Origin of the sequence: Cryobacterium glucosi (genome assembly GCF_004402235.1) — a bacterium.
In the GTDB taxonomy this organism is placed as follows: Bacteria; Actinomycetota; Actinomycetes; order Actinomycetales; family Microbacteriaceae; genus Cryobacterium; species Cryobacterium glucosi.
The window spans coordinates 114224-138959 of record NZ_SOFS01000007.1 but is presented as its reverse complement, the minus strand read 5'-3'; the positions used below and the strand labels follow the sequence as shown (position 1 = coordinate 138959).

General features: G+C 61.9%; 22 protein-coding genes and 1 tRNA gene. 10 read left to right on the top strand and 13 right to left on the bottom strand.

Annotated features, from left to right (window positions below; translation table 11 throughout):
• Positions 1-50 precede the first annotated feature (50 nt).
• A complete protein-coding gene (gene dcd / locus E3O46_RS02115; protein WP_134561009.1) occupies positions 51-653 on the bottom strand; it encodes a dCTP deaminase in 603 nt (200 codons plus the stop codon).
• 72 nt (positions 654-725) lie between these two features.
• Here dcd and E3O46_RS02110 point away from each other — a divergent pair.
• Positions 726-796: transfer RNA gene (locus tag E3O46_RS02110), tRNA-Gly, on the top strand.
• Between the two features lie 656 nt (positions 797-1452).
• On the opposite strand, the gene E3O46_RS02105 is transcribed toward E3O46_RS02110, so the two are convergent.
• Both E3O46_RS02105 and E3O46_RS02100 read right to left on the bottom strand, forming a co-directional pair.
• Complete coding sequence (locus E3O46_RS02105; protein WP_134561008.1) at positions 1453-2259, bottom strand: endonuclease; 807 nt, start codon at positions 2257-2259, stop codon at positions 1453-1455.
• A gap of 9 nt (positions 2260-2268) precedes the next feature.
• Positions 2269-3666 carry a DNA cytosine methyltransferase gene (locus E3O46_RS02100; protein ID WP_134561007.1) on the bottom strand — a complete coding sequence of 466 codons (1398 nt, stop codon included), beginning with the start codon at positions 3664-3666 and terminating at the stop codon, positions 2269-2271.
• Here E3O46_RS02100 and E3O46_RS02095 point away from each other — a divergent pair.
• Complete coding sequence (locus E3O46_RS02095; RefSeq protein ID WP_134561006.1) at positions 3665-4186, top strand: very short patch repair endonuclease; 522 nt, start codon at positions 3665-3667, stop codon at positions 4184-4186. The two genes, E3O46_RS02100 and E3O46_RS02095, sit on opposite strands and share 2 nt — an antisense overlap.
• Positions 4187-4429: 243 nt before the next feature.
• Entirely contained in the window at positions 4430-5206 is a 777-nt protein-coding gene (locus E3O46_RS02090; protein WP_134561005.1) for a hypothetical protein, read from the top strand.
• A gap of 275 nt (positions 5207-5481) precedes the next feature.
• Here E3O46_RS02090 and E3O46_RS02085 read toward each other — a convergent pair whose 3' ends face one another.
• The 4 genes from E3O46_RS02085 to E3O46_RS02070 form a co-directional block, all read right to left on the bottom strand.
• The gene (locus E3O46_RS02085; RefSeq protein WP_134561004.1) at positions 5482-6114 is read right to left on the bottom strand and encodes a DUF3800 domain-containing protein; all 633 of its coding nucleotides are present in this window, start codon (positions 6112-6114) and stop codon (positions 5482-5484) included.
• A 167-nt stretch (positions 6115-6281) separates the two neighbouring features.
• On the bottom strand, positions 6282-6509 hold the full coding sequence (locus tag E3O46_RS02080) for a hypothetical protein (protein WP_134561003.1): 228 nt from the start codon (positions 6507-6509) through the stop codon (positions 6282-6284).
• A 1688-nt stretch (positions 6510-8197) separates the two neighbouring features.
• Complete coding sequence (locus E3O46_RS02075; protein WP_134561002.1) at positions 8198-8632, bottom strand: hypothetical protein; 435 nt, start codon at positions 8630-8632, stop codon at positions 8198-8200.
• A 142-nt stretch (positions 8633-8774) separates the two neighbouring features.
• The gene (locus E3O46_RS02070) at positions 8775-9164 is read right to left on the bottom strand and encodes a hypothetical protein (protein ID WP_134561001.1); all 390 of its coding nucleotides are present in this window, start codon (positions 9162-9164) and stop codon (positions 8775-8777) included.
• 125 nt (positions 9165-9289) lie between these two features.
• On the opposite strand from E3O46_RS02070, the gene E3O46_RS02065 reads away from it, so the two are divergent.
• The 5 genes from E3O46_RS02065 to E3O46_RS02045 all read left to right on the top strand — a co-directional run bounded on the left by E3O46_RS02065 (position 9290) and on the right by E3O46_RS02045 (position 16021).
• Entirely contained in the window at positions 9290-10054 is a 765-nt protein-coding gene (locus tag E3O46_RS02065; protein ID WP_134561000.1) for a TnsA-like heteromeric transposase endonuclease subunit, read from the top strand.
• On the top strand, positions 10041-11930 hold the full coding sequence (locus tag E3O46_RS02060; RefSeq protein WP_166791006.1) for a Mu transposase C-terminal domain-containing protein: 1890 nt from the start codon (positions 10041-10043) through the stop codon (positions 11928-11930). The genes E3O46_RS02065 and E3O46_RS02060 overlap by 14 nt, the downstream gene beginning before the upstream one ends.
• 76 nt (positions 11931-12006) lie before the next feature.
• Positions 12007-13023, top strand: coding sequence for a TniB family NTP-binding protein (locus tag E3O46_RS02055; protein WP_166791005.1), 1017 nt, complete (start codon positions 12007-12009; stop codon positions 13021-13023).
• Positions 13020-14984, top strand: a complete 1965-nt coding sequence (locus tag E3O46_RS02050; RefSeq protein ID WP_134560997.1) for a zinc-ribbon domain-containing protein — start codon at positions 13020-13022, stop codon at positions 14982-14984. Before E3O46_RS02055 ends, E3O46_RS02050 begins: the two co-directional genes overlap by 4 nt.
• A 254-nt stretch (positions 14985-15238) precedes the next feature.
• The gene (locus E3O46_RS02045) at positions 15239-16021 is read left to right on the top strand and encodes a hypothetical protein (RefSeq protein ID WP_134448414.1); all 783 of its coding nucleotides are present in this window, start codon (positions 15239-15241) and stop codon (positions 16019-16021) included.
• A 38-nt stretch (positions 16022-16059) separates the two neighbouring features.
• On the opposite strand, the gene eda is transcribed toward E3O46_RS02045, so the two are convergent.
• Together eda and edd are read right to left on the bottom strand one after the other, a co-directional pair.
• On the bottom strand, positions 16060-16692 hold the full coding sequence (eda, locus tag E3O46_RS02040; protein ID WP_134558154.1) for a bifunctional 4-hydroxy-2-oxoglutarate aldolase/2-dehydro-3-deoxy-phosphogluconate aldolase: 633 nt from the start codon (positions 16690-16692) through the stop codon (positions 16060-16062).
• A complete protein-coding gene (gene edd, locus E3O46_RS18465; RefSeq protein ID WP_134560996.1) occupies positions 16692-19187 on the bottom strand; it encodes a phosphogluconate dehydratase in 2496 nt (831 codons plus the stop codon). The genes eda and edd overlap by 1 nt, the downstream gene beginning before the upstream one ends.
• Before the next feature lie 253 nt (positions 19188-19440).
• On the opposite strand from edd, the gene E3O46_RS02030 reads away from it, so the two are divergent.
• Positions 19441-19959, top strand: coding sequence for a GNAT family N-acetyltransferase (locus E3O46_RS02030; protein ID WP_134560995.1), 519 nt, complete (start codon positions 19441-19443; stop codon positions 19957-19959).
• 13 nt (positions 19960-19972) lie between these two features.
• Positions 19973-20722: an SDR family oxidoreductase gene (locus E3O46_RS02025; protein ID WP_134560994.1), complete on the top strand. Its 750-nt coding sequence runs from the start codon at positions 19973-19975 to the stop codon at positions 20720-20722.
• Between the two features lie 84 nt (positions 20723-20806).
• On the opposite strand, the gene E3O46_RS02020 is transcribed toward E3O46_RS02025, so the two are convergent.
• Genes E3O46_RS02020 through E3O46_RS02005 form a run of 4 tightly spaced genes read right to left on the bottom strand, consistent with a single transcriptional unit; the run spans position 20807 to position 24693 of the window.
• Complete coding sequence (locus E3O46_RS02020) at positions 20807-22009, bottom strand: ADP-dependent glucokinase/phosphofructokinase (protein ID WP_241975198.1); 1203 nt, start codon at positions 22007-22009, stop codon at positions 20807-20809.
• A gap of 4 nt (positions 22010-22013) precedes the next feature.
• Entirely contained in the window at positions 22014-22874 is an 861-nt protein-coding gene (locus tag E3O46_RS02015; protein WP_134448436.1) for a ketose-bisphosphate aldolase, read from the bottom strand.
• A 51-nt stretch (positions 22875-22925) separates the two neighbouring features.
• Positions 22926-23771: a carbohydrate ABC transporter permease gene (locus E3O46_RS02010; protein ID WP_134448438.1), complete on the bottom strand. Its 846-nt coding sequence runs from the start codon at positions 23769-23771 to the stop codon at positions 22926-22928.
• Between the two features lies 1 nt (position 23772).
• Positions 23773-24693 (bottom strand): carbohydrate ABC transporter permease, encoded by a 921-nt coding sequence (locus E3O46_RS02005; RefSeq protein ID WP_241987318.1) that lies wholly within the window; start codon positions 24691-24693, stop codon positions 23773-23775.
• Positions 24694-24736 lie beyond the last annotated feature (43 nt).

Below are 24736 nucleotides of genomic sequence, written 5' to 3'. Positions count from 1 at the left end.
TCTCGCTCTGGATCAGGACTTTTCCGGCGGGGGCGGAACGGGGGTTGCGGCTACTGCACGTCCGTCGTCGGGGCGATCAAGACATCCGTGCGGTGGAAGTTCTGGAAGGAGCGCGACGCCGTCGGCCCGCGCTGGCCCTGGTAGCGCGAGCTGTACTGGCTCGAGCCGTACGGGCGTTCGGCGGCCGAGCTCAGCTGGAAGAAGCAGAGCTGGCCGATCTTCATGCCGGGCCAGAGCTTGATCGGCAGGGTGGCCACGTTGCTGAGCTCGAGGGTCACGTGGCCGGTGAAGCCCGGGTCGATGAATCCGGCCGTCGAGTGGGTGAGGAGGCCGAGGCGGCCGAGCGAGCTCTTGCCCTCGAGGCGGGCCGCGATCGTGTCGGCGAGGCTGACCTTTTCATAGGTGGAGCCGAGCACGAATTCACCGGGGTGCAGGATGAACGGTTCGTCGTGGGGGATCTCGATCAGCCGGGTGAGTTCGGGCTGGTCCTCGGCCGGATCGATATAGGGGTACTTGTGGTTGTCGAACAACCGGAAGTACCGGTCGATGCGCACGTCGACGCTCGACGGCTGGATCATCTCCGGAGCGTAGGGCTCGAGCCCGATACGTCCCGCGTCGATTTCGGCCTTGATATCACGATCGGAGAGCAGCACGGGTCCAGCCTAACGGCGAGGACTTGATATGCTGGCACGGTTCCGGTGCAGGCACTGCCCGCGGCCGGACGCGCGGATGTAGTTCAATGGTAGAACTTCAGCTTCCCAAGCTGATAGCGCGGGTTCGATTCCCGTCATCCGCTCCGTGTGTCAGTTCCCAAGCAAAATGAGACTTTTCCCAGGCAAGGTGAGACTCGGAGGTGGCGAACCTGAAAGATTCGTTCACACCACGGTTGGCTGCGGTCACCGAACGTGGCTAGGTCAATTCGAGCCAGGCCCTACGAGCTCACTGAATCATGGCCAAACTCACCGTCATTGAGCCCGACCGGCGAAGTGGCCAGGCAGTTCGCCCTGAATCTAAGGACGGCCATCGGCAGCCGGAGCATTCGCACGGCCGCAAAAGATTGTGGGCTCGTGCACGCGACAGTCACGTCCATCCTCGACGGTCGAAACTGGCCTGATCTCGAAACAATTGCGAAGCTCGAGGCTGGTCTCGGCATCCCCCTCTGGCCAAGGTGATGAAGCTTTCCGTCCTTCGGTTCGACGCGGAACTCGATTGGATGAAAGCTCGTACCTAATCTGAAGACCGCGTTGAAGTCGCAGCCTAGGACAATGCATTCTCACCGCGAGGAAGAGCCGTCGAGACACCCATTCCACTGGGCTCAATAACGGGGGAGCTATTGCCGGCGAATCCTGCGAGAAAGCACTGGATGATTGCTAACGGCCTTCGTTTTATCGAAGCACCTTTGCGAATTGCGCTTTGTTGGCCTTGGCTGGCACGGAGGTAAGGCCGGGCTACCTAGCGTGCGAGGTTTTCCCTGTAGGAGGCAAGCTCCTCAACGCTGATGTCCCCGTAGTCCACCAATCGAAATCTCTTCTCATCGAGTATTTCGAGTTCCTGGCTGACGATATTTTCCCCAAACAAGAACATATAGACGTCGCCGTCGCCGAAAAATTGCACGCCCACAAGTCGAACCTCAAGACCCGGAAACTTCTCCTTCGCGAGAGCCAAGTCTTGATTTATCTGCACAACGCTGAGCTTGTCCGAACCGCCCTTTGCCTCAACAGGTATCACGTATTGAACGCCGTGCTTGTCAACGCCAAGGTAGATTTCGTCGGTCTCGATCTGCACGCCGTCCAAGATGGTGGCGCGGAGGTGGTTTTGAAGCGAGTAGCAAACGATGCCCGTGAAGAGGTCGATTAGACGGTTGTAGCGCACCTTGGCCAGGAGCGCTTGCTCTGAATTCAACACGTGCTGAAGAATAATCCCTGGCGTCGAATCAGGGACCTTGACGACCGCCAAAAGCGCTCGCGGCTCAAGTGCCATATCGAAAACAGCCCTAAACGCATAGTGAGCTCGACTCGTTGTGACTACGTGCCAAATCTTCCCTTCGGGCGCGCGGTCCGCGATTGACCTGGGCATCTCAGACCGATATCGGAAAGTGTAGATAACGTCGCCCAAGTTGAGGGGCAACTCAATTTCCAACGCAGCCGCAGCTATAGCAAGGTCAGTCCTAGGGAAAGCGACCTCTTCCGACCCCTCGACATAGTGCTGGTCAAAAATATAGACGAAAAGCTGTGAGTATCGGCTCGTAGATGTAGCCATGATCCGGACTCAGACCGCAGCGGCAAGCTCGAGGAGCTCCCGCGATTGGCGGCGCGATTTCGGAATGGACTCATGCGTCGCGCCTGCGAATCGGGTTGCCTCTCCCATTGCCATGTAGAGGAGTTTTTCGTCGGGCAAATCGAGCTCAATAGTCGGTTTGACGGCCTCGACGCCAAGGGCCTCGATGACCGCGCGACCCAGCGCTCGACCGAAGATCGGAGGAACTGCGTTCCCAATCTGCCGGAACCCATTCCATTTCGTCGAGTGAAGCCGGAACCAGTCGGGGAACGAGTGAAGGCGAGCCGCTTCGCGAACAGAAATCACGCGGGCCAAGCGCGGATGAAGCGGGCGGGGTGAAGTATGCGCGCCTCGCTCACCGCCAGTACCAGCACGGAGCGTGTTGCAGAGCCCACCTTCAGAAAGTCGCAGGAAGCGGCTAATCTTCTCGGTCTTGCCTTGCTCGGTTGCAGCAAATCTATCGATAGACGTTTGGGTATGCTGCGTCTGCCAGCTTGAAGTGAGCCAGCCCGACATCCCCGCACGCGGGTGACTAAAGTCAGTGGGGTCTTCGTCGATCCCGCAAAGCATACGCGCGTAGGCGGACGAAGCAAGCTCCATCTTCTTTCGCTGCGTTGACGTCAGTTTAACTTTGTCCGAGCTCGCCAACGCCGGAAATGCGTCCAAATCGGGCAGGTCCCCAATCGCGTCCCAAACGCTTGCGCCAAGCGGCAGGCCATCGAGTTGAGCGGACAATGTGCTACGTACCGGTCGTACGGGTTGAAAGATGGGTGCGGGGTGCGAGACGGGATTCACGTCATTGCGATAGCCGAGGAGCATGAACCGGCGACGATCCTGGGGAACGCCGTAGTGCGCGGCGTTGAGGATCTGTGGTTTGGGCACCACGTAACCCGCATCCTCAAACTTCGAGACTAGGTCCGCTAGAAGTTCCTTGTGTTCGCCGGCGGTGATCCCTGGCACGTTTTCCATGAGGAAGTATTTTGGTCGAAGAGAGTTCACTAAACGGAAGAAATGGAAGATCAGGTCATTCCGCGCATCGTCCACTCGACGCTTGCCAATCCAAGAGAAGCCCTGACACGGAGGCCCACCGGCGACAAGGTCGACCGTCCCGTCCCAAGGCTCAGCCGGATGATGGTTCTCCCATCCTCGCTGCACGGACCGCCGCAACGCGTCGACGGGGAGTTTGCCGATGTCGTCACAAAGTACATCAGTGAGAGGAAAATTGAAGGCATGAGTAGTTGCGTGCACTGGATCGTATTCGACGGAAGTAACCACGTCGAAACCCGCCTGTTCGAGCCCCAGCGAAAGTCCTCCGGCGCCGGCAAAAAGGTCGACGGCTACGGGGCGTTTGGGCGCTTTTGTAGGATGAGGGGACGCGGCGGGGTGCATGCCCCCAGACTACTTGAGAGGGTACGACATTGCCCGCTTGGGCACGGCAGGTCAGCCTCTTAGTCGAAGGAGCTCCAAATTGAGCGCCCTCGTCAAAGGACTTTCTTGGGCATCGACAGAACGAGTCCGCCGCGTAATGGTCGGCAATCGCTCGCGAGACACAAAGCCTGAACTAGCCGTTCGGCGGGCGGTTCACGCCCTTGGACTCAGATATCGCGTTGGGACTCGACCGCTTCCGTCCGTACGGCGGACTGCGGATCTCGTGTTCACTCGACGCAAAGTCGCCGTCTTTGTGGACGGCTGCTTTTGGCATGGATGTCCAATCCATTGCATAGCCTCGAAAACGAATGTGGCTTATTGGGAAGGGAAGATTTCCGCCAACATTCAGCGAGATAGCGACACAGACCGACGGCTTCGAGAAGCTGATTGGATCGTAATCCGTATATGGAGCCACGAGGATCCGGAGCGAGCAGCCGAACAGGTCCGCAATGTCGTGCTTTCGCGATGCCCTAAAGAATAGGTTGGTTCCTCAGTTTCCGCTTGAGACTGCTCACGACCCACAGACCTCCGACGGCAGGCCGTCCAAGAGCGCGCTAAACGCTGGCCTCCACCGGCGCCAGCAAGCTAGACAAGTCCAAGGCCAGCAGCATGCTCGGCAAGGGCCCGAGAAACAGAATGCGGCGGATCCGAGCGAGCCCGCCGCGTTTCTTACAGTCGCCTGCCAAGCGCGTTCGCTGATCGACCTCGCTGGCATGCTTGCAATATGTCTGGTCTATTCAATGAATCGAGTCGGAACCGACCCGTCGAACCCTTGCGGGCAATCACCGACTCGTCGGGTACGGGATTCTGCTACGACAGTGACCGCGACTTTTTCCGCGACAGCCGCGTCTCGGACGGCCCCCTCGTCGTCGCGCTCGACACGAACATCCTCATTGACTTTCACACGCACGGCGAAGCACTTTCCAATGGCGACGCCCTCCCACCGAGCGTCACGCCCGAACATGCCCATGAACTCGAGAGCCTGAGCATGTTGATCGACATTTGGATGGTGCGAGACATCCGCTTCGTTCCACTTACGCGATCTCTCACGGACACCAAGAAGCCTTTCACGCTTGAGCGGGAACTGCTACGCCTCAGCCTGGTCGACCACTTGGCAAACGCTCTCACACTTCAGCTGGAGGATTGGGGCCAGGAAGCAGATCGATGGGACAACAAGGACGCTCGCCGAGCCGAGACCGCTTCCAGGATTCTGTCTACTCATGTGCCTGGCCAAGCAGACCGCGAACTAGTCCGAGAAGCCTGCCGGATGGGAGCCGACGTTTTTCTGACTGGAGATGCCCGTGTCTTGCGTGCCGAAGAGTCACTGCCGGAGGGAACCCCACATATGATGTCGCCCAGCCAATTGCTTGCGGCACTTTGTGCGCTCGGTGTCAACGGGCCCTTCGGCGGCCTACTCATTCACGATGGCTGCGCCTACACAATTCCCATGCCTATGGGGGACTCCGGAAAATGGGCGGGACTGCTCTCGATGTTCGAATAGCTCCGACGACTGGAGCTTGTTGCAAAGTGGGCTTCAAGATCGGATATCGTCTGCCTAGTCCTGAAGCTGGAAATCGCCAGTCCCACTACCCCATTGAGTGATGGCGCCACAGCGAACTGGGGCCAAGGTCGCAGGTCTCATTGGCTATGCATCGGTCGATCCTCTGGAATTGTCCAGGAAATCGTGTTAAGTTGAAGGCACACAGACCCGTTGTCCAAATAGTCTCCGTACGGTGTGTGCGTGCCTCATATATAGGCTAGGGCAGCGGGTCGCTTCTATTTAAAGCGCCAGTAGGACCCAGCGGGCTGATAGGTGCGAGGCTTGAAGAGATTCAGGTTTGCAGCGCTGGAAGGTTTGTGTGTCCGTTCCGCATGGTTCACGGCACCGGCCACCATGTCGGCCAGCTGAATGAGAACGTTTTGTTTAGAGTCAGCGAAAGATATTTCGCGAAGCGTTCCAGGACAATACTCGTTCACTTTGCGCATGAAGTACTTACTGTCTTCCATGCCGAACGCTTTGGTATCCTGGCCGTCGATGAAGATCTTGGCGTCCGTAATTTGCCCGAATGAATGCGATAACAATTGCCGAATCGCGTAACTCTTCAGCTTGCTGGGGTTCTCAAGCAGCGTCGGACTGTGAACCTTTGATTTTTCGATGATGATCGTTCTCACTGAGAACTTCGTTTCCGAAACACAGGAAAAGAAGCAGCGTTTGATCGTATCTTTTGTCTTTGAATACTTGAACTCAGTTGCCACCCGGTTCTTCTCGGCACAACCCTCAACGCAGTTGGCCAATTGCTCGATGTCCTTGGGATCCCGAAATATGCACGCCGCCATCACTAGGTGGCTCGTTGAGCCAGAATCAAACTTGAATCCGGAGTCTCCCGAGTCATCAATGTAGACGTTCATCTTTCAAGTCTGCCCTTCCAGCTGACAACAATCGGACGTGGAACCTTCGGAGAATCCCTCGAGTCCAAGTAGAGGATGTGCTCGCAGCGCGAGCGCCGCACGCGCGGGCATTCACGAGGTGTGACGACCGGCCGCGTGACAGGACTGACTACAGGACTCAAGCCGACCTACTCTGCCTCGTTCGCGCGCCGCTCGTAGTGCTCAACGTGGTCTACGAGCACCTGTTCGACGGATTTGCCGAGTATGGCGAGGGTTGAGACGTTCACGTTGAGGACGCTCGCGGCTTCCGTGAACGGGGAGTTGATGGTGAATTCAACTATCTGCATCTGGGATGGGTCTGGAACTGCCGCCGCGTAGGTGAAAAGAACTCCGGTTGACGTGAGGAGATCGAACATAACCCTGCACCTATTCCGCACGTGATTCTGCCAGCGTGCTCAATCAACCTACATTGGTTCGCCGACGTCAAACGCTGAACGGAAGTCCTGTCACCCAGGCGTTCTGCTCCAAGCTCACTCGCCTGGCCGCACTACCTCGTCACAGGCCTCGCAATACCAGGCACCCACAACCGCCTCCATTGATAACAGACAGGACGGGCAGTTTGGAGCGGCAAGAAAGTTGAATCCATCGTCCATTCTGTGACCCTATCGGCGCGGAACTTGGCATGCAACGCTTTGGACGCCTCGTCGCTCTCATCCGTGAGACTGCACCGACATCGGCCTCGGGCAGGCCCAGGAACTTCACGGCTGCGTCGGGCGTCAGTAGCCCCGGTCGCCGCAATATCGCGCCAGAGCGTATCAATCGTCACGCCCGCACCCGAGTGCTCGACGCGTACAATCCGGCGGATCCGGCTGGTTGCGTGCCAATTGAACTCCGTCATCTCGTCGTCGAGAGCATCGCCCATTGCCCGGATTCCCCGACACCGCACGCCTCACCCAAAGTGCGGCCCCGAAATTGCGAGCACAGCGCCGCACGGAACACAGCGCCGGCTCTCTGTTGAAGCTAGAGCACTGCACGCCCCAACACCGATTAGCAAAGCGACTCGACGGCGCCAAGAACCAAGTACTTTCACACGGATCTCGCGCTTCTGAACACGTCTATCCCCGCCAAATTCTGGCCCTGCCAATCGGGGTGTCAAGCGTCGGGGATGTCTGAACAGGCGGCCCGCTCCGGCAATGTCAGTGGGCCCCCATAGCTTGGGTGTCACAGGCCATTCGTCCTGCAAAATCAAGGAGTCATAGTGAAGGTAAGCCCGTACTATTCTTCAAATCCATCCGACCCCGATGTCTATCACGACCACAATGACTGCCCGACCGGCAAGCAGATCCCGGCCAGCAACAAGCGGTCGGGCACGAATGGCTATCGGCACTGTAAACAGTGCGCTGACAAGGCCTAGGTAGCCCAAACGGGGTGGATGCGTCGCAGCATCTACCCCGTTTTCGCGTCTTGACAACAACGCACCTAGCCTGGCTCACGCCTGTCGGGTCAAGAATGACCTGCCCGGGTCAAATGGTTCACGCGACGAAATTCCGGATTTGCTCAACTTGCTCGACAGTTAGGCCCCGTTCAGGTCGCGTACCGATTAGGAGTACGTTTTCCTCGCCAAAGGCGACATGCATACTTCGGCGTTGGGCCGTCCATGGTCTGATCTCATGGTCTCCGAGCAGGTCGTCCACCATGACGAATCGGTCCGTCCCAGTGAAGCGGCTTACGGCTTCCGTCTTGATCCAGATGCCTTGCCACATTAGGGCGCCGTACCGTGTTCCGACCTTGGCAACGGGCCAAGGACCGCCGTGTAGTCCCAAAGCAGGAATCAAGAAGTTGGCAGCGTCATCCCAAGTGGTGCACCAGACCGGCCTCACAAGGCCCTCGTCGACCAGGTCGTTCAATGCACCGACCGCCGCAGGGTCAGCCCAGGCATGGGATGGATATGGCTCCGGCGTATTCAGAGCCACTCGCTCCAAAGTTGGCCACACAGCACCGAGGCGGACCGGCAGCGCGCAAAGGCCGCCATCGACATCCATAAAAAGCGGCACCGGCGCGCTATTCGCGCCAGGGCTGCTCGAGGCATCCATTCGCTGGGAGCTCACCATTGGACGGTCCTCTCATTTCGGGCCTTCTCGAGCAAGCCCTCGGGCTCGTGCAGATGGTCAACGGGCCGGTCTCCGCCGAAGTACCCGGAAGGCGAGCAAAGCCAAATCATGAGCTCCTCATGCGCCCAGCTCAAGTCCCGCGCGAGCTCGACGAGGTCGGCGATGACGGGTTCGATGAGTCCTGACTCTGCGTCGAACTGAAACCGGGGATACACCCACTTGCCTCCGCGTTCAAACGCGAGAACTCGACCTTCAGCTCGCAGCCGTGACACGTCGGCCTCGTCCCCGCCTGGGAGATGGAGGACTTCAACGACGTCAGAGGCCTTGAGTAGACCCCCTGTCGACTCGAATTCTCGCCAAAAGCTATCCACCTGCATTGCGACTCCTCCATCACACGACGGGATGCTCTTTATGGGTGTCTGGTTCACTCACCGAGACCTTGTGCACACGACTATATGGTCATTAGTATGTCCGCGATAGATGATTCTTGCTCAATCCAACATATGGACGCCCATTTGCCGTGATGCCGCGGGAGAGGAAAAACAAGCATGAAGCTCGAGCCTGATCCCCTCAATTTCCGCTCGCGTTTCCGCCAACCCCTCCGCCATTCGAGATCACCGCAGCATCGCTGCGGCCGGCCGCGCGAGCCAGCTCACTGACTCCGCCCAGAATCACGTCGGCCGTGGCGATGTCCTCCAGGCGCATGACGATCTCGCCGCGGAGCATCTTTCCAGCCCTGTCGTAACTCATGCCGGCTTCAGACGCGTAGGCCTTGAGGCCGCTGCCCGTTCGCTCGATCCCTGCACGAATTCGAATGGCGTATTCGTGTTGCAGCTGAGCAGCTATCAGCAACGCCTTCGACTGGGGCGAATCAGCGAGCCTCCACGCAACGAGACTGGCCCGTCCGAAGCTCAGAGGCTCTGCCGATAGGTCACGCGGTCGGTATCGGGGGTCGGTCACAACCTCAGGCTAGCCGACCGTCACTCCAGGAATATTCATGTCTTAGAGACTTGCGCGATGTCTGAAGCGCATTCGCCTGTTGCCAAAACCGAGGGAAATGATTCGGCACCGCGCAAAGGAAGGTTATGACCGAAGAAAATATCACCCCAACCCCCGCCCAACGACAGCTCGCCCTTCCTGCATCCGTGCGTTGGGCCAACGCCCAAGGCACCACACTGAGCGCCCCGGCCATGCCTGCGCTACTCGACCGCGAGCTGTATATCGCTTCAGTGATTCGCGTCGGCAATAGATACCCACGCCAGCGCAACTACCACGGACGGTACTACTTCTCGCAGACGGGCCATCATCTGTGGCACGAGTCGCTCCTCGAGGCGTCCGTCCTCACCTGGCTCGACATGAGCCAGGACATCGTCGCCATCGCCAGCCAACCGATGGAAATCGTATTCGCCGACGGTCTCAAACACGTCCCTGACTACATGGCGTACCACGCCGACCACCGACAGGTCGTCTACGACGTCAAGCCACCGAAGTTCCTCACTCCCAAGTATCGAGAGCAATTCGCCAAGACGCGCGCGCTGTGCGAGCACGTCGGCTGGGGCTACGAAGTTCACACAGGTTTTCCAACGCAAGTTGGTGTGAACCTGCGCTGGTTCGCGGCATTCAAGCATCCCGCGTTCTTTCCCGGACCGGACGCGACCGAGCGCCTCCTGGCAGCGTTGACGGAACCTCTGACCCTCCTCAACGCTGCCCATGCACTCAAGCTCGAACGCCTCCCGAACGCCCGTTCCGCTATTTACCACCTGGTCTGGGTGGGAGTCCTCAGCATCGACCTCACTCAGCGTATCGACGACCAAACCACCATCGAAAGGAACTCTCATGAACGCGCTTAATCTCGCTGAACCCATTCATCTCATCGACGGCGACTACGACTTTGTGGAGCACCAGAATCCGTTCATTCGGCTTCGCAAGACCTCCGATGGCACGTATATTGACTTGAATATGGCGGAGCTCGCCCGTCGTCGAATTGGGGCGCACGCATTCCCGACAGAGCCGAGAACGTTCGACCGCCTCGATAAGGCGCAAGTGACCGCCACGGCTCAGTGGGCGGAGCACGTTGAGGAACTTCTCACCGGTGTCCACCCGGGACACGACACGCCCCGGCCGGAATACGACCCCGCCAGCACAACCCTCAACGACCGAGTGCAAGCGAAGATACTTGAGCTGGAAAGCGCTGGTATCGCCACGTCGCGAGCGACGATTATGCGAAAAATCAAAAGGTTTCGCGAGCAAGGGTCCGCCGGCATCATTGACCGGAGACTCGTCCGACACGACGGCCCCCTCGACTTTCTCCACCCGGATGTCAAGGATGCGCTCTGCACGGTCATCGCAAATCAGGCCACGGTCTCGACCGGAACCAAATCCCGTCTCATCGTGCAGACGCACGCTGAACTGTTGAAGCGGTTCGGCGCCCAGGCTCCAGCCATGCCGCCGGAGTCATCGATGTACCGGTACATCAAGACGTTGACTCAGGGTCTTCATACGACGGGGAGTGCGAATACGAGACAGTCCTTGGCCAACCGACCCCGCCGCACTTTTGCCCTCAACACCCAGGTCCTCCCAGGCGCCGAAGTCCAAGTCGACTCCACGCCGATGGACATTTTCGTCAGGACAGCCTCGGGTAAATTGACGCGCCCTATCCTGACCGTGATGTTTGATGTGGCAACACGCAGCATCCTCGCTTGCACTCTTCGGCTTGAGGCCACCAAGGGCATTGACCACGTCGCGTTGCTCGCCCAGGCGCTGACCCCGCACCAGAATCGACCCAACCGCGCCGTGTTCCGGCAGCTAGTGCAGGACGGTAGCCCACAATGCACTCTGCTGCGGGAAGAGGAACGGTCGGCTCTGGAATCGACACGGCCATTTGTATATCCGCGACGCATCATGATGGACAACGGCAAGGACTACACCTCGACAGTGTTTCAGGCGGCAGCCGAGGAATTCCATATCGACGTCACTTACAGCGCCCCGCACACCCCGACAGACAAGGGCCACGTCGAGAGGATGTTCGGCTCAATCAACACTCTATTTACGCAGTACCTGCCCGGATACGTCGGAAGGTCGCCCGAATTCCGCGGATACAACGTCGAGAAAGAAGACTTGCTCTCCGTTTTCGCCCTCTACGAACTCTTCGACGACTGGGTCTTGAAAGTGTGGCAAAACCGACCTCACAGTGGGCTGCGCGACCGGATGAATCCCAACATCAAAATCTCCCCGAACCAGGCGTACGCCGCCGCGACGCAGGTGAGTTCGACGCTTCTCCTACCCATCACCACAGACGGGTATATCCGCTTGCTGCAGTCCGAATACCGGGCTATCACCAGCACGGGTATTGCCTACAACAATCGCCAGTACGACTCGGAGGAGCTCCACCCTCTGCGCAATTCCAAGTCTAACGTTCCCGGCAAGAAGGGCGCGTGGGAAATCAAGGTCGACCCCTACCAGCCACTGGCCATCTGGGTTCGCTCGGCGCAAGGCAAGTGGATTGAGTGCCGAACCCGCAACGAGGACGCCGTCCTGCTGCCACACCTCACCTCCAGCGAACCTGAGGGGCAAGCGGAGGAGCGAAACAACATGGCCGTCATCAACGCGGCCTTGTCCGGAACCCCAATGCACCTTCCCCTGACCGAGGAAACCGACCCGGCGGACAACCCCGAGAGCGCCGACGAAGGCACCGAAATCAGCATTTTCAACCCCGAAGAGGACTAACGCCATGCTTCAATTCCACGGAACCGACCGACCCGCCGCTCTCCACCGCCGAGAGGAACTCGACCGATACCTCAGTATGACCACCGTCAAACCCGACATCATCTCCGACGCCGACTACGACGACATGACCGCATCAGCCCGAATGAACTACGACCGCCAACGCATGGTCTACCTCTCCGGCGGCATCGTTCTCGGGACCCCAAATCTGCAAAGAGCCAAGGTCATGCTGGGCCAATGCTTCGCCGAGAACGTCGGAAGGAACTCGGGCCATGCAGGCCTGATGCTCGACGGCGACTCGGCAGTGGGGAAGACCACCGCGGCCAAGGCGCTCATGAAGTACGTCTTCAATCAGTACCAACGACAGTTCCCGGAATTCCAGAAGCATGACCGAGTGCCGGTCGTCTATGTGGAAGTCCCAGCCGGTTCCACGGGGAAGCTCCTCATGAAGACCTTCGCGGACTTCTTCGGCTTGACCATCCGCTCCGGTGAATCCATGGTGAGTATTCGAAGCCGAGTGGTGGACACGCTCAACGCGGCCGGGACGCAATTGATTGTGGTCGACGAACTTCACAACCTGGCCGGCCGCGCCGCCGGCAATGGCGAATCAGTCGATGTCCTCAAGAACCTGCACAACGACCTGGCCTGCACGTTCGTCTATGCCGGAATCGGACTCACGAACGGTTCCATCCTCGGTGGACCACGCGGACAGCAGCTCAGCGGACGTTTCACGGTCCTGCACATGGAGCGGTTCAAGCTCACCAACCCCAGCGACCGCAAAGCATGGCGGGCGGTCATCGCAACTTTCGAAAAAGAGCTCCCGCTCCGCCACCACGAGCTCGGAACCCTACCTGCAATGAGCGACTACCTCTTCGAGCGCACCAGCGGTTCCATCGGCAGCCTCGGGCGCCTCCTCACCGGCAGTGCCATTGAGACCATCATCAATCCCGACATCACGCGCGAGGAGCTCACCCTTCGCCTCCTCGAATCGCGCCGGCTCGACATCGCCGCCGAATCTGCCCGCTCCCGAGCGACCAACAGGAAGAAAGACCCCATGTCCGTCACCAACATTCTGAAAGGACTGGCCACCAAATGAGCGAACTCAGCCGACGCTATCCATTCGACGTGCGTCCCGGCCACCGCGAAACCATGGAGAGTTACACCCGGCGCCTCCTCGAGGCGAACTTCGAAACAGACCAGCACCGAAACCAGCTCATCACACTGACCACCCACTCCAAGACCCGCATCGACAGAGACGCAGCGTGGCTCAGCGTCCTCACAGCGAAGAACAAACGCGCCGACCTGCACCTCCTCCCGCACCCCTCCGGCTGGCTCACCCACGACGATGGCAGCACTTGCGAGTTCTGCTCCGAGCTGTTGCCCCAGCGCTGGATGTGCACCCTCTGCAGCCACGGAGCCTCCATTGAACAGAATCCCCACTTCGAGAACCTGGTTTGCATCCGCCACTCACGATGGGTCGGGATGACTACAGCGCCCGAAGACCAGCACCCGGTGACCAGCGAGCACATCGAAGCCGAAATCCAGTTCCGCAAACTCCGCCGCCAACACCGCATCGACGTGCGCCTCTTCACGCTCCTCGGGCAGGCTCTCGCACCTGAAGCCGACCGCGACGACGACTCACCGACGGAAGCCGAGACCTTTCCGCTCGCCATCGCCATCGCCGCGGCAATCACCACACCGGATTTCGCGCGCATCTTCTTCAATCCGAACACGCGCTTCACCGACGCCTACGCACACCTGGTCAGCACGCTCGACAACGTCATTGGCTCGCCCGCCACGGACCTCTCTCGAGCACTCTGGCTCTATGCCCGTCCGACGGCCTGGGCGGTCCGCCACAGCGCCCTCACGGCCTCACCATTCGAACTCGCCTGGCCACACGACTTTCCGCTCAACACAGCAGTTGCCAACTCGCTTACGAGTGGCCCCACGGAACTCGAACCCTTCAGCAACTACCTCGCGGTCACCGGCGACGACCCGGCGAGCGCCGCCCGATTCGGCCTCGGATTCGTCAGTGAACGACGAGTTGGAGCCCCGAATCCATCCGTCGGACGCAAACGCCAAGTGCTCACGATCTGCTCTTCCGGTCACCAATTCGAGACAGACCGAGCACGACCGTTCGCACCTCCCGCAACCACGCCGCTCAAATGCCCCGTATGTCAAAACGACGTCATCCAGCCTGGCTACAACGACCTGGAATCCAGCCATCCAGAAATAGCGGCAGAATTCGACGAAACGAAAAATGGCGGCCTCACTGCCAAACAGATCCCGGCAAGTTCCAAGGAGTACTACATCTGGCGCTGCGCCAAAGGGCACAACTACCCTGCCACCGCGTCGAATCGAACGGCCGCCCGGTCCAAATGCCCGGTTTGCCTGAACCGCCTCATCGTTCCAGGCATCAACGACATCGCGACCACCCACCCCCAGCTACTCGCCGAATGGCACCCCAGCTGGCTGCGACGGTTTCCTCCGACCAAATACGGCGCCGGGAGCCAAGAATCCATCAGGTGGGTGTGCCCCAACGACCACGAGTACCCAATGTCTATCGCGGACAGAGTCAAGAGCAAGGGCTGCCAACAGTGCCGAACGGGAAGAAAGCGGCCGGGCACTGAAGGCCTCGATGAGTCCCATCCGCTAATCGCGGCAGAATGGCACCCGACATTGAACGGGAAGGTGAAGCCCTCCGACCGTACCCGCGGGTCGGGTGACAACATGTATTGGCTATGCCCCGCGGGCCACACATATCGAGAGCGAATCGAACGACGCACGGCCGGATACAAGTGCTCGGTGTGTTCCCGCCGAACACTCGTTCCCGGCGTCAACGACCTCGCCTCGACACAGCCAATTCTCGTCACCGAGTTCCACCCCTACCTCAACCACCCCAAAGTGCCGAGCAAAATCTCCGCCGGCACTCAACTTCTCTGGTGGAAATGCACGGCAAACGGACACACCCACCAGCAGAGCGTCCCTCACCGTTTACTCTCCAAGGGTTGCCCGAAATGCCCGGCTGAAGAACGGATACTTCGCACCACCGTCTAGAACAAGATTGAAAAGAACGGCAATGGAATCCAGCCCCCTGGCCCCATTGCCGTTCTTTTGCATTGTTGGCCGGGCGCAGTCTCACATTGGTTGAGCGGTTCTCGCCAATCGCGAGTGCGCTGGCTCCAGCATTTCCATAGTCTCAACTCAAGAATCCAGTCTCAAGTACCTCAAGAACTCACACCGTGTCACTTCCCGACGTCACTTCCCGACGCCTCGTTTCCGGTATTCTCGACGCGGACTGAGGAGTACCTGTGACTGACCCCACCTTGCGAATGCCGGACACTGTTTTCCGGGCGGTGTTGGACCTGGGCGACCTGCCGTTGGAGGCTCCGCCGCTGCCGACCCAGTTCCGGAACCCGGTGCTGAACGCCGACTGGTTCGTCGACGGTGAGGGCGAGGCCGACGAAGAAGAGGTGGCTGTGTTCTCCCTCGGGTTCGAGGGCGGAGAGCTGCACCTGGAAACGACGCCTGACGGTGTCGAGCACCACTTCCATGGCGCCGACGGAGAAGAGACTGATCGCAGCCCGTGGCCGAAGCGGGAGACGAAGGAACTCGTGGCGTGGGCCCTGGCGCTCGTCAAGCACACTCTCCCTCTGCTCGAAGATCTCGCGGAGGACGCCGAAGAGGCCGCCGACTGGCACCACGAAGGACTTCGGGTCTACGCCCGCGACTTCGGGGCGGTGCCCCTGGAGATCGTGGACGTTGCCATTCCCGGCGAGCAGATGATGCTGCCCTGGCTGGGGTCCGGGCGCACAGACCATCTGCACACGGACGACGAGGCACGCAGCCTGATCCTCACCTGGAACCCGGAAGACGCGGACCCCGAGACGCCGATTGTGCGGGCGTGGCTCGATGCCGGCACGGGGGAACCGGTCTCCGAAGCGGTCGCCGGGGTCGACTGGGTTGCGGTCGGGCTCCCCGAGGAGGAAGTGCGCGCGTGGTTCGAAGCGTTCTACCTCAACCACGAGGTCCTCGACGACCCCGCCGAGCTCATCATGCGTGCCGCACTGAACCGGATCGCGGGCCTCGGCTAGGCCTAGCCGAAGCCAGAGCCCAAGCCGAGTGCCGCAGTTCAGGGCCGCAGGCCGGCGGCCTGGCGGGCCAGTCCTTCGATACGCGTCCAGTCGCCGACTTCAATGGCATCCAGCGGAGTGATCCACGTGCCGCCGATGCACCCAACGTTGGGAAGCGCGAGGTAGACGGGCGCGCTCGCGAGCGTGATCCCGCCCGTCGGACAGAACCGCGCTTCCGGCAGGGGCGCCGCGAGTGAGCGCAGCACCGCGTGGCCGCCGGACGCCTCGGCAGGGAAGAACTTCATCTCCGGGTGTCCGCGTTCGATCAGCCGCAGGACCTCCGACGCAGTCGCGGCTCCCGGCAGGTAGGGCAGACCGGATGCGTCCATCGCGTCGAGCAGGGCATCGGTCGACCCGGGAGAAATCAGGAACCGGGCCCCGGCCTCGGCGGCCCGACGCACGAGTTCCGGGTTGTTGACCGTTCCGGCGCCGATGACGGCGTCGGGCACCTGGTCGGCGATGGCACTGATCGCACGCAGTGCAGCCGGGGTGCGCAGCGTCACCTCGATAACCGGCAGGCCACCCGCCACGAGTGCCCGGGCCAGTGCCACCGCGCGGTCGGCATCCTCGATGACGACGACGGGGATCACGGGTGCGAGCTCGAGCAGCTGGGCTGCGTTCAGGGTGGACATCAGAGGACTCCTTCAAGTGTGTTGGTGATGACGCTGGCGCCACGGTCGGCCGGGCCGACCTGCCGGCGGAAGACCGAGAAGAGCTCCCGACCGGTGCCGGACCAGCTGACGTCGTCGAGCGCAGCACCGGTGATTTCGCGGGCCGCGAAGACGTCGTCGTCGAGGAGGACGTCGAGGGTGCCCGCCGTCGCGTTGAGGCGTACGAGGTCGCCATCGCGGATGCGGCCGATCGGACCGCCCGCTGCGGCTTCGGGGGTGAGGTGGATGGCGGCCGGGATCTTTCCCGACGCGCCGGACATCCGCCCATCGGTGACCAGAGCGACCTGATAGCCGCGATCCTGGAGGATGCCGAGCGCCGGGGTGAGCTTGTGCAGCTCGGGCATTCCATTTGCGGACGGGCCCTGATACCGAATCACGGCCACGAGATCCCGGTCGAGCTCACCGGCTTCGAACGCTGCGAGGAAGACGTGCTGGTCGTCGAACACCACCGCGGGCGCCTGGATGACGTGGTGTTCGGTCGCCACCGCGGCGACCTTGATGACCGCACTGCCGAGATTGCCGTCCAGGATCCGGAGTCCGCCGTTCGGCGCGAAAGGCGCTGAGGCGGGCCGCAGCACGTCCGTGTCGAGGCTCTCGGTCGGTCCCGGGCGGTAGCTCAGGGCGTTTCCGTCGAGCACCGGCTCCCGGCGATAGGCGTCGAGTCCCGCGCCGGCAACGGTGCGGACGTCGGGGTGCAGCAAGCCCGCGTCGAGGAGCTGGCCGATCAGGAACGCCGTGCCCCCGGCGGCGTGGAAGTGGTTGATGTCGGCAGGGCCGTTGGGGTAGATGCGGACAAGCAGGGGAACGACCTCGGACAGGTCCGCGAAGTCCTGCCAGGTGAGCTGGATCCCCGCGGCGGCCGCGATGGCCGGGAGGTGCAGCGTGTGGTTCGTCGACCCTCCGGTGGCAAGCAGGGCAACGACGCCGTTGATGATCGACCGCTCGTCCACCACGCGTCCGATCGGGGTGTACCGGTCTTTCAGCTCGGTCAGCGCGACCACCTGGCGGGCCGCCGCGGCGGTGAGGGCCTCGCGCAACGGGGAGTCCGGGCTGACGAAGCTCGCACCGGGGAGGTGGAGTCCCATGACCTCCATCAGCATCTGGTTGGAGTTCGCCGTTCCGTAGAAGGTGCAGGTGCCTGCGGAGTGGTACGACGCCGTCTCGGCCTCGAGAAGTTGCTCACGGTCGGCCAGGCCTTCGGCGTAGAGCTCGCGGATCCGGCTCTTTTCCTTGTTCGGAATCCCGGAGCTCATCGGACCGGTCGGCACCAGGATGGCCGGGAGATGACCGAAGGCCAGCGCGCCGATGACCAGGCCTGGCACGATCTTGTCGCAGACGCCGAGCAGCAACGCTCCGTCGAACAGGTCGTGGGCCAGTGCGACGCCGGTCGCCATGGCGATCAGATCGCGGCTGAACAGCGACAGCTGCATGCCGTCTCTGCCCTGGGTGATGCCGTCGCACATCGCGGGCACGCCGCCCGCGACCTGCGCGATGCCTCCGGCCTTCCGGACGGCGTCTTTGAGGATCGCCGGATAGGCCGCGAACGGCTGGTGCGCGGAGAGCACGTCGTTGTACGAGGACACGATCCCGATGTTCGGCTTCACGAAGGCGCGCAGGGCGGCCTTGTCCTGCTGGCCGGTGGCGGCGAAGCCGTGGGCGAGGTTCGCGCACCCGAGGCGACCACGGGTTGGCCCCTGCTCCGCGGCAGCATCGATCCGGGCGAGGTACCTGGCCCGGCTCTGCGCGCTGCGTTCGATGACCCGGCGCGTGACCGCGTCGACGACCGGGTGGATCACCGCGGTGGTCACCGGCAGCTGAGCGGTGGAATGCCCTGATGTGGCCGCACCGGGTGCGGACGAGCCTGCGGCCGGCCGCAGGCCGAGCATCGTGACGATCCTGGCGGCCTCCTCGGCGGGCGGTCTCGACGCGTCGATCAGGATGCCGCGCTCGTCGGAATCCAACGGCTCCAGGGTGTCCAGCTGCGAATCGAGAAGACTGGCCGGCATGTAGTGGTCGAGTCGGGCAGACATCCGTGCGCCGAGCAGGTCCTTTGAGCCGACGAGGTGCACGAAGATCACGTTCTGCTCGCGCAGCACGTCCCGATACTTCTTCTTCAGCGCCGAGCAGGTGACGATGCCGGGGAGGTCGGCCGTGGTGTGCTCGACGATCCAGGACGACACGGTGTCGAGCCAGGGCCAGCGGTCCTCGTCGGTGAGCGGAGTGCCCGACGCCATCTTGGCCACGTTCGCCGCGGGGTGCAGATCGTCGCCCTCGACGAAGTCCCACCCGAGCTGGCTGGCGAGGAGAGCGGCTACGGTCGACTTGCCCGAGCCGGAAACCCCCATCATGACCAGGACGGGTTGCGGGCCGGGCACGCCGACAGGGGTGTGCGGGTCGCTGCTGACGCGGGCTGGTGGGGTTGCTTTCGTCAGTCCGGGTGGTGTGGATGAGTACATCGTCGTCCTCTCGCGAGGACGCTTCGGCGCGACCTCATTGTCAGGCCCAGGTCACCGCGCTCCGCTGACGCGGGCACAGCGAGGTTGACGCTGAATTTCATTAATCAGATTAATCTGATTAATCAGATATTGCGAGTGTGGCACTCCGGGAGAGAGCCGTCAAGTCGAGGCGTGCGTGGCCCGCACGCGGCGCGGACCCGGTGAGCGCGGCGCTTCACCTCGACCCGGCGCGCTTCCCTGCTATCGTGCGTGGATGATGACCGAGGGGTTCACGATTCGCCGCACGACGGCGGCAGACTGGCGCGAGATCCGGGAACTTCGACTGGAGATGCTCCACGACACGCCCCTCGCCTTCGGGGAGACCTTCGACGCCGCGCTCGCCCACGACGAGGCCGAATGGACCATGCGCGGAGCGCGCGGCACCCATGAGCATTCGATCGTCGTCGTGGCGATCGCGCCCTCTGGGCGCTGGGTCGGGACGATGGGCGGCTACGTTCCCGACGAGGCGACGGGTGCGCTGCTCGTCGGTGTCTACGTCGCGCCGGACTACCGCGGCGGGGCGGCCGGCGTGACGGATGCCCTCCTGTCGCGCATCGAGGACTGGGCGCTCACGGAATCGGGTCGGCTCACGTTGCACGTGCACGAGCACAACGACCGCGCCCGCGCCGCCTACGAGCACCGCGGCTTCGCGGCAACCGGCGTGACCGCGCCCTACGACCTCGACCCGACGACCCGGGAACTCGAGATGGTCAAGCAACTCACAACGTCCTAGGAGGGGTCGCATCATGAGGATCGTCGTAGCCGGGGCGACCGGCACCGTCGGCAGGCACGTCGTTGCGGTCGCCCAACGCCGTGGTCACGAGGTCGTCCCGCTGTCACGGTCAACCGGGCAGGACGTCAGCACCGGCGTCGGACTCGACGCGGCGCTCACGGCAGCGGATGCCGTGATCGACGTCACGAGCGTGGCGAGCACCTCAGCCGCAGCATCCGTCGAGTTCTTCGGCGCGGCGACCAGGCACCTGCTCGCCGCGGAAGTGCGCCAGTCGGTGGGACACCACGTGGCGCTGTCCATCGTCGGAATCGACTACCTACCGCTCGGGTATTACGCCGGGAAGGTCGAACAGGAGCGCCTCGTCACCGCCGGGCCGGTGCCGTTCAGCATCCTGCGAACCACCCAGTTCCACGAGTTCGCGCGGCAGGTGCTCGGTCGCGCGTCGTTCGGCCCGATCGCCCTGGTCCCCGCCGGACTGCTGCGTCCGATCGCGGCCGCCGACGTGGCCGACGCCCTCGTTGCGATCGCCGACGGCACCGAGCGGGGACGTCACCGCGACCTGCGCGGGCCGCGGGATGAGATCCTCCTCGGCATGGTGCGCAAGGTCATCCGGGCCGACGGGCGACGGATGCCGGCACTCGGGGTGTCCCTTCCCTGCGCGTACTGGCGCGGAATGCGTTCCGGGGTGCTGCGCGGCACCGGGGACGAGGGCGAGGCTCCCACGACATTCGACGAGTGGCTGACCGGCGAACGGTCGTCCTAGTCCTGGGCCGCACTCTCTGGAACCGGAGCGACCCGGTCTTCACTGGAACGGCAGCCGGCCCGGCTTCGACCACTGTCCGCCCGGCTAGCGCCGAGCCAGGGCAGCGATGAACCCGCCGACGAACGAGTCGCCCAGTCCGATGGTCGTCGGCGCGGCGACGGTGAGCGCGAACGCGGGCAGGCACCGGACGGTGTGCCCCATCCGGTCCTCGAGATCGGAGGCGAACCGAGTACCGGGCACGCTGGGCATCCGGTTGTCGACTTCCCGGTAGTCCCGCTCGGTGAAATCGTCCCCGTAGCAATATCGCGTGCTCGCCATCGTGATGCCGCCCTGGAGGCTCGCGCCATAGGAGGCGGCGAACTCGCCCAGGGCGAGTGACCAATACTTCGTGTGCACGACCAGGGTCGCGGCGGGGATCAGCCGCTGCAATTCCCGGAGCGCCTCGGCCACCTCGTCGACGGCCAGGAGGTCGACGGGGCGTCCCAGGTATGCCTGCATTTCGTCCTCGTTCATGCTGTACACGTCGATCACCCCGATGAGCGCGTCGCGCACGTACCGGCTCATCGCCGGGACATGGAATCCGGCGTCCTCGTAATAGACGACGGCTGTTACCGGCAACTGCTGCATGTGCCGAAGGATGTCCACCAACCGTTCTTGGAGCAGGTCCGTGTCCTGGATGACGTTGAACCCCGAGATCAGGAACACCTCGGCATCTCGGAGCACCTCTCCGAGAGCGTTGCTCAACAGCAGCTGTTCGTTCGGTGGATCATTGGCGTAGATGACCCGATTCGGGTGCGGCGCACGCAGGTCGATGTCGCCGGCCTGGACGCGCGCGCCCGCGTTGAACTGCACGATGAGATGCGGATCGGTCGTGTCGTGGTCTGCGCTGCAGAGGTAGGCGCATCCCGCGGGGAGCAGCCTGCGAACGTGATCGTCGATGCTGACCAAGTGAACAGTGCTCTCGATGCCGAGCGCCTGCATCGCCATCGCGGCGCGCACGCACGTGCCGCCCAGGGTGATCCTTCTATCGAACCGGGCGGCGAACGTCTCCACGATGTCGGAGGAGGCGACGAATCGCTCTCCTCCGGCACCGCCCTCGAGGAAGGCGAGCAACGTGACGACGAGGTCCCGCTCGCTCATGACCGGGATCGAGGCATCCAGCTCCGACGCGCGAATGGAGTACTCGCGGATGAGGTGCTCGATCACCCGGGAGTCCCAGGCGATCTCGTAGTCGACGGTTCCGCCGAGCCCCAACACCAGTTTTTCGCGCATGGAGATATGTGCCATTCGATTAGTAGAGTGCTGCTTTTCCGGCCGCATTGAACAGGTCGATCTTCTGCGCCGCGGTGATCTTCATGGCGGCGACGCACGGCGGCTGGATCGTGTTCGGCTCCCGCACACCCGGGTCGGCAAGGACCTCCCGCATCTTGGAGTGGTACGACGATTTGATGTCGCTCGAGATATTGATCTTATTGATTCCCAGCCGCACGGCCTCCCCGATTTCCTGGTCCGGGTTGTTGGATCCGCCATGAAGGACCAGGGGGATGCCGACCTTGCCGGTGATCTCGCGGAGCAGGTCCAGCCTGAGCTCTGGCTTCATGCCTGCGGGATAGATGCCGTGGCTCGTGCCGATGGCAATGGCCAGGCTGTCCACGCCGGTGGATGCGATGAACTTCACCGCGTCGTCGGGATCGGTGAAGATGATGGTCGCCGTGCCGTCTTCGGCCTCGCTGTCCGTCTTGCCGATCGTGCCGAGCTCACCCTCGACCGAGATGCCCACGGCGTGCGCGGCATCGACGACCCGCTTCGTGATCGCCACGTTGTCGGCGAACGGGAGCAGCGATCCGTCGATCATGACGGATGTGAAGCCGCTCTGGATGGCCACGAGCACCTGCTCGTAGGTCGCCCCGTGGTCCAGGTGGATGGTGACGGGTACGGTCGAGCGGTGAGCGCGCGCAATGATCGCGGGAAGCATGTCGACGCCGATGTGGCTCAGTTCGTCCGGGTGGATCGCAATGATCAGCGGGGAATTCTTCTCCTCGCTGATCTCGAAGAGGCCGTTCATCATCGCGTAGTCGCTGACGTTGAACGCCGGGACAGCGAAGTCGTTCGCATTCGCGACGGCCAGAAGGTCGATTCCATTCATTAACATGCGGTGGTTCTCCTTGGTTGGGGTGAGACGAGAGGGAAAAGGCAGACGCGGCTAGTTCTTGACCGCTCCTGCAGTCATGCCGCCGATGAAGAAGCGTTGGAAGAAGAGGAAGAGGAGCAGGACCGGGATGCACCCGAGGATGCTCATCGCCATCATCTGGTTCCACTCGTAGGAGTTCTGGCCCATGAGCAACTGGATGCCGATGGGCACGGTACGCATGTCCTGGGTGCGAGTCAGGGTCAGCGCGAAGAGGAACTCGTTCCACGAGATCATGAAGGTGTAGATACCCACCGAGACGATGCCCGGGATGGATATCGGCACGAGGATGCGCCAGAGCGCTCCCATCGCACTCGCCCCATCGACCCGGGCTGCCTCGTCCAGTTCCTTGGGCAGGGTGTTGAAGTAGCCGGTCATCATGATGATCGCGTAGGGCAGCGTGAACACCATGTAGGTGAGGATCAGGCCCAGGTAGGTGTTGTACAGGCCCAGAGTCACCATCAATCCGAAGTACGGAATGAGGAGCGTGATGGGCGGGACGCCCTGCACGCTCACGATGATCATGTTCAGGGGTTTCTTGAAGCGGAACTCGAACCGGCTGAAGGCATACGCCGCCAGGATGGCGATGAGGAGCGTGAGCACCGTCACGGACAGGGACACCACGTAACTGTTGATGAAGAACCGCACCTTGGTGGGGTCGGTCAGGATCGACGTGTACGCATCCCAGGAGAAGTTGTCCGTGATCAGTTTCGGCGGCGAGGCGAAGATCTCGGTATTCGACTTGAACGAGCTCGACGCCATCCACACCACCGGGAATCCGGCGAACACGGCGCCGATCAGCAGGCCGATGAACAGCCCGGCCTTCTTCACCAGGCGAACGCGTCTTTGGGTCGCAGCCATATCACTCCCGCGCTTTCTGGTATCGGGCATAGACGTATGCGAGGACTGTCGACACGACCAGGAGCAGGACGGCACTCGCGGAGGCCTGGGAGAACTCGTAGTTGCTGAAGGCCAGCTTGTACGTGAATGTGCTCAGCATCTCCGTTGCGTTGATGGGCCCACCGCCGGTGGTCATCCAGATCAGCGCGAACTGCTGCGACGTCCAGATGACGTCGAGCAGGGACATGCTGATGATGATGGGCTTGAGCTGGGGCAGGGTCATGTGCCAGAACTGCTGGAGCGCTGAAGCCCCGTCCACCTTGGCTGCTTCATAGAGGTCCGTCGGAATTCCCTGCAGGCCGGCCAGGAGGCTGACCATGTAGAACGGGTACCCGGCCCAGATGTTGATGAACGTGACGGCCAGAAGCGCCGTTCCCGGTGTCGACAGCCACTCGATGCCGGTGGGAGTGATCCCGAGGCCGACCAGAACATAGTTGATAACGCCGTTCGGGTTGAGCAGGAGCCGCCAGAGGATGGCGATGATGGCGACCGTGAACAGCCAGGGCAGCACGTAGATCACCCGGAAGAGCCCGGTGGTGAGATTGCTGAGCAGTTTCGTATTGAGCATCATCGCGAACAACAGGCCGAGCACGAGGTGTGCGATCACGCTGACGATGGTGAAGATCGCCGTATTGAGTACGGCAGTCGGCAAGACGCCGTTGGTGAGGACCTTGACGTAGTTGTCCAGCCCGACGAACTCCGGATGCTTGTTGGTGATGACGTTGTCCATGACGGAGTAGCCCATGACCATGGCGATCGGGACGAACATGAGGATGAAGAGCAGGGCCGCCGTCGGGGAGATGAATCCGTACGGCGTGAGCCTGCCGGTCAGCGACTTTGCCGCGGTAGTCCGCTCAGCACCTGGGGTGCGTGTTGTTCTCAAGACGTGATCCCTCCTTGAGTTTGGGTGGCCGCGTCAGGCACGA